General features: G+C 63.2%; 9 protein-coding genes. 7 read left to right on the top strand and 2 right to left on the bottom strand.

The genetic code is table 11. The features are described from left to right. Positions 1–8: 8 nt before the first annotated feature. The gene (locus ACYOEI_RS22295) at positions 9–623 is read right to left on the bottom strand and encodes a sigma-70 family RNA polymerase sigma factor (protein ID WP_462851784.1); all 615 of its coding nucleotides are present in this window, start codon (positions 621–623) and stop codon (positions 9–11) included. A gap of 1,634 nt (positions 624–2,257) precedes the next feature. Beyond that, a complete protein-coding gene (locus ACYOEI_RS22290) occupies positions 2,258–2,470 on the bottom strand; it encodes a hypothetical protein (protein ID WP_462851783.1) in 213 nt (70 codons plus the stop codon). A 91-nt stretch (positions 2,471–2,561) separates the two neighbouring features. Here ACYOEI_RS22290 and ACYOEI_RS22285 point away from each other — a divergent pair, with 91 nt between their 5' ends. The 7 genes from ACYOEI_RS22285 to ACYOEI_RS22255 form a co-directional block, all read left to right on the top strand. After that, entirely contained in the window at positions 2,562–3,308 is a 747-nt protein-coding gene (locus ACYOEI_RS22285; RefSeq protein WP_462851782.1) for a sugar transferase, read from the top strand. A gap of 493 nt (positions 3,309–3,801) precedes the next feature. Further along, positions 3,802–4,212 (top strand): hypothetical protein, encoded by a 411-nt coding sequence (locus ACYOEI_RS22280; protein WP_462851781.1) that lies wholly within the window; start codon positions 3,802–3,804, stop codon positions 4,210–4,212. A gap of 190 nt (positions 4,213–4,402) precedes the next feature. Next, the gene (locus tag ACYOEI_RS22275; RefSeq protein WP_462851779.1) at positions 4,403–7,192 is read left to right on the top strand and encodes an O-antigen ligase family protein; all 2,790 of its coding nucleotides are present in this window, start codon (positions 4,403–4,405) and stop codon (positions 7,190–7,192) included. 176 nt (positions 7,193–7,368) lie between these two features. Then, the gene (locus ACYOEI_RS22270; protein ID WP_462851778.1) at positions 7,369–9,696 is read left to right on the top strand and encodes a polysaccharide biosynthesis tyrosine autokinase; all 2,328 of its coding nucleotides are present in this window, start codon (positions 7,369–7,371) and stop codon (positions 9,694–9,696) included. Positions 9,697–9,830: 134 nt separating this feature from the next. Next, complete coding sequence (locus ACYOEI_RS22265; RefSeq protein ID WP_462851777.1) at positions 9,831–10,832, top strand: efflux RND transporter periplasmic adaptor subunit; 1,002 nt, start codon at positions 9,831–9,833, stop codon at positions 10,830–10,832. A gap of 493 nt (positions 10,833–11,325) precedes the next feature. Beyond that, positions 11,326–12,624: a glycosyltransferase gene (locus ACYOEI_RS22260; protein ID WP_462851776.1), complete on the top strand. Its 1,299-nt coding sequence runs from the start codon at positions 11,326–11,328 to the stop codon at positions 12,622–12,624. A gap of 63 nt (positions 12,625–12,687) precedes the next feature. Next, a partial coding sequence (locus ACYOEI_RS22255; protein WP_462851775.1) for an NAD-dependent epimerase/dehydratase family protein occupies positions 12,688–12,953 on the top strand: 266 nt, incomplete at its 3' end.

Below are 12,953 nucleotides of genomic sequence, written 5' to 3'. Positions count from 1 at the left end.
TCGAGGCGTCAACGCCCCCTGGACGAAAGGCCTAGCTGATCCCAGAGCCGGTTCGTGGCATTGAGCCAGCGATTCCGGGCGGTCACGGCCGTAACCTTAAGCTCGCGCCCCATCTCCTCGAAAGTCAGCCCACGCTCCGCTCGCAGCAGGTAGGCCTCTCGCTCGAGCACAGGCAACCGTTCGATCACCCGTCGGAGTTTGTCGTTGCCCTCGTTGCGCATGGCGTGGCCGCTTGGCGAAGTCGTGTCGTCCTTCAGATCGAAGCCACCCCCGCCGCCGGCCCCTTGGAGGACCGCCAGCGGCACTTCGCGTTTAAGGAGCCGCTTACCGGTGCCCCTGTAGCGGCGCTGGAGGTGGGACAGGTTGTGGAGCAAGATTTGGCGGAGCCAGGACTTCCACTCGGCCTGATCGTTTCCGTGGAACTGGTCGAAATCACGGAAGGCTTCGAGGAACGTCTCCTGGACCACGTCGGTGACATCTTCCTTGACCACGAGGTCGGCCCCTAGCCATTGCTTGGCGGTCTGGTCCAAGTACGGCCGATAGGCCTCAAACGCCCACCCCAACGCCTCGAGCGAACCCTTTCGAGCCGCGTCGAGCCAAGTCTTGACCGGCAAATCGATCACGACCTCAACGTCGAAATCGCCTTTTTGGGCCCCCGCGTTCCTTCGTGCCGGGCGACCTTCAGGTTGATCCGAAGACGAGACGTTGGGCTGAGGGCTCTCGTTTGGCATGAACACCGCAGACCTCGTTCAGGCGGGGATTTTGGGGCGTTCCACACTCAACGACGGTTTTTCCCGAGGCACGGCGACTTCGCCGAGGACTTCCCAAAGCCCGAGAACAGGGGTTTGAGGAGTCATACCTTACATTTTGGTCAGAGCCGTCGGGCCGAAGCAATCCCTCCTCGACCGGGGATGCATCAGGAGCCCCAGTCCGGGTCTCTTCCGAAGAAAACGGCAATCGCCCTCATCGACCCGCGCACTCTCGTCCCAAGCGAGCCTGAGACGCCTTCCCAGTCGGCCAAATAATGCGAGTTGCCGAATTCTTATCCTCCCAGGCCCAAACCCTCGAGTGCGACCTTTGACTTGTTCTACGAAGGCCATCCCGACGCCTGTGAGAACCGGCGAGCCCCCGTCAATCGGCGCGATGACCGGATTTCGGAACCGAAGTGATGGTGTCACGAAAAGCGGGGGGGCCGGTATGTTCGGAGGAAGCGACGAATGGCCACCCGACGATGAATCAACGGCGTCAGGCAAGGAACACTCCGAAGGTTACCGTTGAAACGAAGGGAGGGAGAACCTTGGCCAACAGCCCGCAACTCGACGTTACAAACCGATTTTTCCGCCCGTTACGCACAATACGAAAATTGACGTAACTTGACTATTGATATTCAGACGAGACGCGACTATTGTTGGTGGGGTAGCGGTTGCCTCCCCAACCTGGATGCACCGAGGGTTTCAGCGATAATAAGCGACCTCGGATGCCGTCGGCCTCGATCCTCGGGGTCTTGGAAAATCGGGCAGACACTGAACCTTGACTCAAGGTTTATCCTCGCCCCAAACGGTTTTCCTCCACAATCAAAACACTTTGCCTGCTTCGCAGATTTTACCTACTCATAGTTGACAGGCCATACCTACCGAGATAAGCTACAACGGCCTGGGTCTGGGAGGAAGATGGACAGAAGAGTCCATCACTGTCGATAAAACGGTTAACTCCGGCCAAATCCGGCACTAATCGTACTCGGCGGTGTTGAAAAGAGTCATGTGGAGGTGACGAATACGACGAAGCATTTGAGCACCGATGAAGGTGTTTGTTCCGTCCGAAGTCAAGGGGGATTTTGCACGTGGATGGCAACTTAGCTCTTGGATTTGGACGAAACCATGCTGTCGACAATGTCCGTCCCATTGCCATCGCCCATTCGGGCGGATCCTTCATCCGAACGATGAAAGGGTCCAATCGCCCCCTTGCGACAGTCCTGCCTCGTGGCCTGAGTCGCACGGATGGTGATCACCTTCGGCTACCGCACTCTTAGAGAAATCGTCCCGGACGATTCAGGATCCGGATCAGCGACTTCAACTTTGCGGTATTCCCAACTTCCCGCCACGGAATCGGCATTCCTCTTCTAGCCTTGTTCAAGACCGTCACCGGTCGTTGTACCAGGTTACCGCACCCAAGGTTTTCCTCTTGATTGAGATATCCGAGAAGCCGTGACCACGTGTGCTCGATTGGCGTGCGTCTACGAGTTGAGGTGACCTTCGGGTCAACCATGGCTCGCCACGAGATGTACGCGGATGAGCAGGTTTCGGCAAGGCTTCTCGGTGGCGTTGGCGATCGATGACCCGGGCCCGATGGCGCGGCCTTTGACGATCCCGACGCCGGTCGCCTGAATGCGGCCGAAGACCGAACCGGAGACGACGGGCCGCCTGGCGGTGCGGCGAGTCGGATCCAAGAATCCAAGGCAAAACGTTCTCATACAAGCACTCAGCACTCGGCCCGGGATGAAGACGCCAACCGCCCCAGGATGCCACCGCCTCTTAATAACGAGTTTGAAGGGAACATCCCCAATGAGTACCGACGCTTCTGATATCCGACAGCCCTTCATCCCAAGTCGTGAGCTTTCGTCGTTCCGTCACGGCGCGAGCACGATTGGTCGGGGATGGAGGGGGAGCGACGCCGCGGTCGCGGATCGGAAGACGGCCCAGCGGCTCGCCAAGCGGATCTTCGACTATGCGGCCGCCGCGGTGAGCCTGATGCTCATCAGCCCGGTGTTCGTGCTGCTGATGGTGCTGATCCGCCTCGATTCTCGCGGCCCGATCTTCTTCCGTCAGCAACGCCTCGGGCTCGGCGGACGTCCCTTCTGGGTCCTGAAGTTCCGCACGATGGTCACGGACGCCGAGGCGCGCCTGGCGGAGCTGGAAGCGAAGAACGAGTCGAACGGCGGCGTCCTCTTCAAGATGAAGAGGGATCCTCGCGTCACCCGACTCGGTCGGATCCTCCGCCGCACCAGCCTCGACGAGCTGCCGCAGCTGATCAACGTGCTCAAGGGTGAGATGAGCCTCGTCGGTCCCCGTCCGCTCCAGCTCCGCGACTGCGCCCTGCTCGAGGAGTTCGACTCCGAAGGGTTCGCGCAGCGGCTGAAGGTCCTCCCCGGCCTGACCGGCCCCTGGCAGGTGAGCGGCCGCAGCGAAGTCGGGTTCGAGCAGATGCTCCGCCTGGACCTCGACTACATCAATCGCTGGTCGATCGGCACCGATGGCTGGATCATCTGGCGGACCGTCCACGTCCTGCTGCTCTGCAAGGGGGCCTACTGAGTCCTCGCTCCCTGCTCCGTCCGCGTCTCGGCGACGGCCCCGACGCGGAGCGCCGCCGGAGTGACGCCCGGTCGAGGCCTCCGCGATAATCCCGAGGGGTCTCCCTTCACCCCGTCGGGGTCCGACGCGAAACCAACACGACCGACCACTTCCGACGCCTTGCCGAATTCCATCGGCCACCGGACGTCAGCCCTGAGCCCTCGAAAACGAGGCGTCCCGATCATCCCGGCTGGCAATGCTGACGTCCAACGGCCGATCCTCTTGGTGAGACTTGATGGTTCCCTTGCAACACCACCCGTCAGGCCATCCACCCGCCGCCCTCTTGGAGTGCGTCCCCCTGGTTTTCACCGCGCAGGCGTGGATGGATGGCCGAAGACATTGACAAAGCGCTTGCAATCTCCTGACAATTAAATCAGATCGGGCCGGGCCCGAGCCAACGAAGCATTACTCCAGCCTCTCGACAAACAGCACAGTTCTACTCGGAGAACCCCAGATGACCATGACTCGAAAAATCCTGGGCCTCGCCGCCCTCTTGGGCGTGCTCGGGCTCGTTGGTGGGACGTCGGCCGAGGCCGCCACGTCCAAGAAGCAGCAGCAGCAGTTCGCCGGCATCCTGGAAACCGTCCCGGGCGGTTCCGTGTCGGCCTCCAGCACCTCCACGATCTCGGCGACGGCCCTGAGCCCTCGCCAGATCAACGCGCTGGCCCGCGCGTACATCCGCGAGATCAACTACATCAACCGGGTCGAGCTCGCCGCCCAGCGCGCTCTTTTCCGCGGCTTGGCCGCTGGCCTGCTCACCCAGGCCCAGTTCACGGCCGGCGTTCAGTCGACCGTCGCGACCTACAACAACCTGAAGACCATCGTGACCAACAACTACCTCCGCGCCGCCACGGCGTCTGCCTAATGTCATCCCGGCCCGACGCGACGGCCCGGCTCCACGCCGACCGTCGCCCGGACCGACTCGTGTCGTCGTCTCGTGAAGGGGCGGCGACAACATCCTTGATGAGTTTCGTTCTTGTCGAGCGGCTGGAGTAATCCGTCAGACAAGAATGTGCTCATTTTTTCGCTTTGCGAGCTTCGGTTGGAACCGAACGATGACCCGAGCGATCGAATCCGAGACCTGGACGCGGAGCCTAAGGATTGGCTCCGAAGTGATCGTCCTCACCCTGGCCTGTCTCTCCCCCTGGGCCATTGGTGCCGTCGACTCTTGGGCCGGGTTCGGCCTGGCTCTGGGGGTAGCGCTCCTCGCACTCTTCCACCTCATCCTCGAATGGAATCGCGGCTGGTGCCGGAGGATTTTCTGCCTTCCCAGCCTTGCGATCGCGAGCTTGGGGCTTCTCGCCCTGGCCCAGGCGACTCCCATTCCGAATCACACCATCCAGTCGATTGACCGGTCGATCCCCAAGTCTCGGGCGGAATTGGCGCCGAGCGAGTCGTCCCGCCTCATCGGCGAGTCACGAGCCGAGGTCGGTCGCCCCGCGGACACGCTCAGCCTCGACCCCGACTCCTCTCTGCAAGTCGCGGTCCAGTTGGCAGGTGCCTGGATCCTCTTCCAGGCGTCGATGAGCCTGGGTGGGTTCGCCACGCTCCGGCGCTTCGGCATCGCACTCACCGCCAACACCGCGCTCCTCTCGCTCTTCTCCGTCGCCCAGTCGCTCGCCTGGCAGGGCAAGATCTATGGGCTTCGGACTGCCCCCACGACCACCGGTTGGTTCACCGGCGGCCCGTTCGTCAGCCATAACCACCTCGCGGCGTACCTCAACCTCGGCGTCGGCTTCGCGGTGGCGTTCCTCATCCTGGCGAGCCAGAAGCGTCCGGCGATGGCGGCCTCCAAGGGCCCCGCGGCTTGGGGCAGCAAGGGGGTGGTCAACACCCCGACGAATTACGCCTACCTCACGCCTGCTTACGCCGTCGGGATGATCCTCTTCGGGATGCTCTTTTCGCACTCTCGAGGCGGTTTCCTCGCCATGATCGTCTCGGGCGTGCTCGCGGCGGTGATCCTCCGGCCGAAGAATTTCTATCTCAAGGGGCTGGGCTCCGTCCTCGTACTGGTCCCCTTGCTCCTACTGGTCGTGGGCAGCGTTTCGCCGTTCCTCCGGCTGGCGTCGATCCTCGACCTAACCGAGTCCGGCTATACGGTCCGGTTCGAGCTTTGGCGCCACGTCTTCCCCGTCTGGCTGCAACACCCGTACCTGGGTACCGGGCTCGGCAGCTTCGCCGTCGCCGCCGCCCCTTATGCCGACTTCCGGATGGCCGACCTTCGCTTCTTCTCCCACGCCGAAAACGAATATCTCCAGATGCTGGTCGAGGCCGGGGTCGTCGGGCTGGCTCTCACCCTCCTGCTGATGGGCGGGATCGCCAGGCTCGCCGCTCGGGCGTACAAGGCGACGACGACGCTGGAAGACCGAGGGATGGTGCTCGCGGGGATCGCCTCGTGCATCGCGCTCGCGTTCCAGTCCTTCAGCGACTTCCCGATTCACATCCCGGGGATCACCGTCCCGACCGTCATCCTGGTCGGCTACCTCTGCCGGATCGGTCTCGATGGCCGGGGCGACGCGACGACCTCCGCCCCTTTCCTGAGTCGGGCGCTCTCCAACTTGGCCAGCGTCGGTATGATCGCCTTGAGCGTGCCCGTCGTCGGTTACGAGTGGACGATGGCGCGGGCCGAACTCCTCGTCGTCCAGGCCGGGATGCCATTCCCCAAGACCGAGATGCCCTCGGGCGGCCTCGAAGTGCTCCCCAAGGATGTCCTCGAGGCTCGACAGGCGGCCCTCCTGACCGCGGTTCGTCTCCGCCCCAACTGGTGGGAAGGTCACTATCGATTGGGGATGAACTACCTCGGAATCTTCGAGCTCACCGCCTCCGAATGGCTCAAGGATCTCGCCGACGATAAGGCTGCCAATGACCCGAATGCCCGGCCTACGGAGCGACTCATTCCGAAGGCGGATACGAAGCCGGAACCGACCCCTTTGAGAATTGCCTCCTCCTCCAAGGCGGATCCCATCTGGATCCATCTTCTCGCCCACTCGACCCCGCCTGAAAAGTTGACGGCCGAAGGAGGACTCCTCACATTCGAGCCAGTACGGGATTTCCTTGTCCCGGCGGCCCACGAATTCCTGGAAGCCAGGAGGTGCTGCCCCTCCCTCGCCGCCCCCCACCTTCGCCTCGCCAGCCTCGACTACCTCTTTGAACATGGTGAACCCACTGCGAAGCACGTCGAACGCACCCTCCGTCTCGCCGGCTCGAACAGCCCGATCCTCGACCTGGCCGCGCAGCTCGCGCTCCAAGTTGGCGACCGAGACCTGGCCGCCCGTTGTTGGCATCAATCGTTGGAGGTCCGCACCGACCGCGACGGATGGATCAAGGTCGCCGACGCGGCGGGATCGTTCCTCACGCCGGAACGGATCCTGAAGGATGTCGTCCCGGACAACGCGGGGATTATGATGCGTTTCGCGGACCGGCTTTACGCCGAGCCCGAGGCGCAAGCCCCCCGGGAGATGTTCCTGAAGGCGGCCCTCAAGCTCGTGCCCCAGGACACGGAACTGTCGGCAAACGAACGGCTCTGGCTCACCTCGCAGATCCAGGCTCGGCTGGACGACCGGAAAGACGCTCGCCCCGGCATGGAAGAGGCGATCTCGAACGAGCCCATGCGATCCGAGTGGCGGCACGAGCTCATCGCCTGGCTGCTGCTCTGGGGCGATCCCGAGGAGGCTCATCGCCAGGCCTTGACCGGGACGGCCCTCGACCCAAGTAACGACGGGCTCAAGCGCATCATGAAGCTTGCGGTCGAGGCGAAAGTGGTCGGGCCCGAGCGTAGCAACACCGACCCTCGCGGGCAGCCCAGCTCCTTCGGCAACGCCTCGCAGCCGGCTCCCACGAAGTGATCAACCTATTTCCAATGCAATAATTTCTTTGACGCGCAAGGCTGCGGTCGTCAGACTCGACGTTATTCATCCACCGGGCAAGGAAGCGAGTCGGGTCATTATCCCGCGTGGCATGGACCTCGCGGACTACCGTCTATTTTCATTCACGCGCGCTTCCCATGACGAGGATGTCCACCATGCAGGAAAATGCTAGCTCCCTCCTGGAGCACCCCAAGCTGAATGAGCTTTCCAAGAGTCTCGGCGAGCTCCCCGCCATCGTGAAGCGTCGCTGGCTCCTGGTCGTCATATCGATCGCGGTCTGCCTGACGATGGCGGTGCTCTACCTCGCCAAAACCCGCCCGGTCTATGAGGCGACGGCACGGCTCCTCGTGCTCCAGCAAGGCGGTCGCCCGGTCAGCATGTCGAGCACCGGCATGGACCGGATGGAGACCAACGCGAACGAAGATTATATCCCGACCCACACGCTGCTGATTACCAGCCCGGTCGTGGTCAAGCGTGCCCTCGAAAAGGTTGGCCTCAAGAACCTACCGTCGCTCGCCCTCGACGCCAAACCCGGCGAGAGCCCGGTCGACACCGCCATCGAACAGATGAAGGTGACCCGGCCCGACCGACTCGCGAAGGTCGTGAAGATCACCTTCCGGGCCCACTCCCAGGACGAGTCGGTGCGCTTCCTCGAAGCCCTCATCGAGAGCTACAACCGCTTCCTCGAGCTCACGTTCCAGAAGAGCAGCGGCGAGGTCATCCAGCTCATCTCGAAGGCCAAGGACGACCTGAGTAAGGAACTCGAGCTCGCCGAGAAGAAGCATTTTGAATTCCTCAAGAACTCCCCGATGATCGTGATGGACGAGACCGGCCGCTCGCACATCACGCGCCGATTCGAGCAGTCCGACCAGGCGGCCAACGAGGTGATGATCAAGATCGCCAACCTCCGGTCGCAGCTCGAGCTCATCCAGAGGCTGTCGCGAGAAGGGGTCGAACTGTGGGCCATCGCCCACGCCACCGGCCAGTTGGGCGGCGACAACACCAGCCTCAACTCGGCGGTCGGCTCTTCGCCCATGCAGGCCAATACCCTCGACTACATCCGCACACTGACCAATAAGAAGCAAGAGCTGATCGATACCTTCGGCCCGCATTACTCGCAGGTCGAACGGTATCAGAAGCAGATCCTCGAGGCCTCCGAGCGGGCCAAGGCCTTGCGAAGCAAGCTCGAGGCGACCGAGACCAAGGATCTCGAACAAGCGGTGAGCCAGGCCCTGAAGTCGGCCGAGCGTTTCCACGCGGAGTTGGTGCAGCGCGCCGATCAACACCAGAAGGACGCGAAGGATATCCAGACCAGCCTGCTGATGGAGACGAACCTGCGGAATAGCGTCGATCGACAGCGGACCTTGCTGGAGTCGGTGGTCGACCAGTTGAAGCAGGCCCAGTTCGGTAGCGATTTCAGCAGCGTCATCGCCCAGACGCTCGAATTGCCGCACTCGCCCCCGACGCCCGTCTCGCCTCGACTCCTCAGGACGCTCGCGATCGCCCTCGTGATGGGTTGCATGCTCGGCGTCGGCGTGACGCTGGTTGCCGAACGCATGGACCAGAGGATTTACTCGCTCCAGCAACTGCGTCAGATCCTCAACTACTCGGTGCTCGGCCAGGTGCCCTTGATCACCGAGGAGAACGTGAACAGCCGCGAGGAGATCGCCCTCATCGCCTCGACCCGGCCGCGTTCGCTCTGGGCCGAGTCGTACCGGGCGGTCCGGACCAACCTCGAGTTCATTCGACGTGCCAAGTCCGCTCGCGTCATCCTGGTCACGAGCCCTCACCCGGGCGACGGCAAGAGTATGACGACGAGCAACCTCGCCATCAGCCTGGCGCAGACGGGCAAGAAGGTCCTGCTGATCGACGGCGACCTCCGCAAGCCCTCGCACCACAATTTCCACGGCCTGTTGAACGAGGCCGGCCTCAGCGACGTCCTCACGAACAAGCGAACCATGCAGGACGTCACCCAACCGACGAGCGTCGAGAACCTCGACCTCATCTCGGCCGGGACGGAAGTCTCGAGCCCCGCCGAACTGCTCGCCTCGCCGCAGTTGAAGGAATTCCTGGATCTGGCCTGCGAGACCTACGAGACGGTGATCATCAACTCCTCGCCGCTCCTGGCGGTCACGGATCCCGTGATCCTCGGCAGCTCGGTCGATGGGATCGTCCTCGTCGTCCGCGAGGCGACGCTCAAGCTCAACGAAGTCGAGCGGGCCATGGAGATGCTCAACGCCTCCGGCACCTCCGTCCTCGGCCTCGTCTTCAACGGGATCACCCGCGAGAACATGGGCGGCGGATACGGGTATGGTTACGGATACGGGTATGGTTACGGATACGGGTATGGTTACGGATACAACGGGACGAACGGCGAGTCGGCCGCGGCCACGAACGGCGAGGACGTGAAGCTGAACGGCCAAGCCGATCAACCTTCCGACCACTCGCACGAGCACCGCAACGGAGAAGTGATCAGTTCCTGATCCGCTCCCTCGCGAGCGTCCGGCCCCGTCGCCAAGGCACTCTTGACAGCGGGTCGGGCCGTCTTGGATGACGGGCCGACCCGCCCCCCTCGATGCTCACCCTTGCCTTCCTCTCTCTTCCCGCGGAGTGGTCCATGCGTCGCATCATCTGGATGCTCGGTTTCACATTCATCCCCCTGGTAGGCGTCGCCCTTTCCATGGCCGCGGAACCCGCCCGGGATGGGAGCGATGATCCCACGGAACTGCACCTGACCCACTGCCAGTTGCTCTACGACCAGACCACCAGCCTGGGAGCTTACGTCTCGATCCAGTCCGGCTCGAGGCTTCAGGATCTGTACGTGAAGCGCGGCGACCGGGTGAAGGCCGGCCAGGTCGTGGCGCGCATCAACGATAAGGGACTCCAGGAGGAATTCAAGGAAGCAAAGCTCAACGCCGCGAATGACCTGGAGATCCGCAGTTGCGAATCGATGCTGACCTACCTCAGTGCCAAGGTGAAGCACTCCGAGACCCTCCGCAAGCGCAACATGCTCAGCCACGAGGACTGGGAGCTTCACCAGCACGAACAACGGGCAGCCCAGATCGATCTTGACAAGGCGAGGCATGCAAAGCGGGTCGCCGAGATCACTCGCGAAAAAGTCGGCGCCGACCTCCGCTCTCGTGAGCTGGTGAGCCCGTATGACGGGGTCGTCGCCGAGATCAACCACTCCGTCGGGGCCTCGTTGACGCCGAACGAGGAAGTCCTCGTCATTGTCACCATGGATCTGATGCGTGTGGTCTCTTTCATCGACGCCCATGACGTTTGGCGGGTGAAGCTCGGTCAGGTCGTCTCGGCCTCCATGGACCTCGGGGGGAGGGAAGCCGAGCTCGAACGCCTGGAATTCCCGGGCCGGGTCGTCTACATCGATCCTCGAATCGACCCCATGACCCAGACCTGCCGGGTGATGGCCGAAGTCCCGAACCGCGATGGATTACTTCGCGCCGGCATCGAATGCCGGATGTCGATCTACTTGAACAAGTTCGACGATTCCAAGCCAATTGCCAACCCTAACCCTCCGAAGACTGCGGAGGCGCCCTTGAAGCCGACGACGGCCCCCACATCGTCGCTTGCCAACCCGGTGCGACCGGCCGTACGCTAACCCGTCCTCAACGGGGGCCCAACCGTCGAGGCCCCCTCGGATGCCGTACATCTATTTCTATGGTTCGATGCCCCGACAATCCCGTGACCCGAGCTGCCATCACCATCCCCTTGCCCCGTGACGCTCGTCGATCCCGTCAACTCGCCCCCCACCACCCGCGCGACTCGACCTCGCGAGGGACGGCGCCGGCGGTCTTGGTGTTGACCCCGACCCTCCTCCTCGTACGTCGACACCTCCGCCCCTGAAGAGCCCTCGGTGCCCGCCGCCGAAGGCCCTTCCCGGCAAGGCAGGCATCGACCCGGGCGGGTCCGCTCCGCCAAGATAACGATCCCTAACGGCCGCGCGATGTGGCGTGAGCCGGGAATGCCGACGATAGCCGTCGGGCCAGAATCACCACGCGGACCCGATTTGTGCCGCAATTCGCCATAGTCGTGATATCCTTACGAACAGGCGATCTTTCCCCGATCGTCTCCATTGGGAAAATCAATCGATCATGACTCAGCAGACTTCGGGAAAGCCGCTCCGTGTTCTCGTCATCCCCGACAAATACCTCCCCGATGAATTCGCCGGTGGGGCCATCTATAGCGACATGTGCTGCGGCCTGGCCAGCCGAGGATTGGACGTCACGGTCCGGTGCCCGTACCCGTTCTACCCCGAGTGGAAAGACAAGAGCGGACGCAACGGCCTGCGGATCGACCGCAGCGTCGAAGGCGGGGTCAAGGTCGAGCGATACGGCTTCTTCATCCCCCGCAACCCTCGTTCGGCGGCGCAGCGGATGCTGCTCGACGCGACATTCTTCGCCTCGCTGACGCGCTCCCTCTTCCGTGGCAAGTTCGACGCGATCATCGCCCTGTGCCCGCACACGGGAGGCGTGGCCTTCGCCGCCCTCCACAAGCTGATCCATGGACGTCCCCTCTGCCTGAGCGTCATGGACCTCCCCGCCGATGCCGCGAAAGCGACGGGGATTACGCGGCATGGCTGGCTTCAGAAGCTCCTCCACAACGTCCAGAAGACCCTGTTTAACCGGGCGGACGTTTGGCGGTCGCTCTCGCCGGCGATGATCGAGAAACTCAACGGGCTGACCGAACGCGACCAGCCGATCCTGTTCATCCCCGACTGGCTCCACCCCTCGCTCGCCGAGGAGATCCGTCGACTCCCCTCCAAGGTGGGCCGGCAGGCGGCCCGGCCGCCCAAGCTGCTTTATTCGGGCAACATCGGGACCAAACAAGGTCTGCTCGACTTCTGCAAGGCGATCGCCGCCACCCCCGCACCGTTCGAGTTCCGGATCCAGGGGAGCGGCGGGAACGCCGGCGCGGTCCGCGAGTGGGTCGCCTCGAGCGGCGACTCGCGTTTCATCATGGGCGAGCCCGCCGACGAGCCGGGCTTCGCCCGGGCGCTGAACGAGACCGACTTCTACGTCGTCACCGAGAAGGCGAACATCGGCTCATCCTTCTTCCCCAGCAAGACTATCCCCGGCATGGCGTCGTCCACCCCGATCCTCGCCGTCTCCGACCCCGACAGCCCGCTCGGGCGCGAGGTCCGGAACAACGGCCTCGGCCCCTGGTTCGCCTGGGACCAGATCGGCGCCGCCGGTGAGATGCTCGCGAGCCTGCCGGAGCAGCAGGAGGCGTTCGTCACCTGGCAGCGCAACGCCGTCCAGCGCGGGCAGTTCTTCGAACGAGAGCGCTGCCTCGACCTGATCGAACAGACCCTCGTCGACATGGTCCAAGACAAGACCTTGGCCCGGACCCGGGCCGTGGTCGCCTCGGAAGTCACTACCGCCATCCCTTAACCCCGACCCTGTCCAACCCCACCCTTTTTGCACCCCTGAGAGAGTGATCAAGGAAACGCGATTATGAACATTCTTGTCACCGGCGGCGCCGGCTACGTCGGCTCGACCCTCGTCCCCCTCCTCCTCGAGCAGGGCCACAGCGTCCGCGTCTACGACTCCCTCAAGTTCGGCGGGCATGGCCTCCTCCCCTGCTGCCAGAGCAACCGCTTCGAGCTCATCAAGGGCGACGTGACCGACGCGGCCGGCATGAAGAAGGCCCTCGACGGTGTCGACGCCATCGTCCACCTCGCGGCCATCGTCGGCTATCCCGCCTGCAAGAAAGAGCCGCA

This window comes from Singulisphaera rosea (genome assembly GCF_054877945.1).
The sequence above is the reverse complement of the archived record's forward strand: the minus strand, read 5'-3'. Positions and strand labels throughout refer to the sequence as shown.

What these genes read in the sequence shown, in the direction of transcription:
- ACYOEI_RS22290 (WP_462851783.1), bottom strand. Translation starts at nt 2,470, where the DNA reads ATGAGAACGTTTTGCCTTGGATTCTTGGATCCGACTCGCCGCACCGCC.
- ACYOEI_RS22285 (WP_462851782.1), top strand. Translation starts at nt 2,562, where the DNA reads ATGAGTACCGACGCTTCTGATATCCGACAGCCCTTCATCCCAAGTCGT.
- ACYOEI_RS22280 (WP_462851781.1), top strand. Translation starts at nt 3,802, where the DNA reads ATGACCATGACTCGAAAAATCCTGGGCCTCGCCGCCCTCTTGGGCGTG.
- ACYOEI_RS22275 (WP_462851779.1), top strand. Translation starts at nt 4,403, where the DNA reads ATGACCCGAGCGATCGAATCCGAGACCTGGACGCGGAGCCTAAGGATT.
- ACYOEI_RS22270 (WP_462851778.1), top strand. Translation starts at nt 7,369, where the DNA reads ATGCAGGAAAATGCTAGCTCCCTCCTGGAGCACCCCAAGCTGAATGAG.
- ACYOEI_RS22265 (WP_462851777.1), top strand. Translation starts at nt 9,831, where the DNA reads ATGCGTCGCATCATCTGGATGCTCGGTTTCACATTCATCCCCCTGGTA.
- ACYOEI_RS22260 (WP_462851776.1), top strand. Translation starts at nt 11,326, where the DNA reads ATGACTCAGCAGACTTCGGGAAAGCCGCTCCGTGTTCTCGTCATCCCC.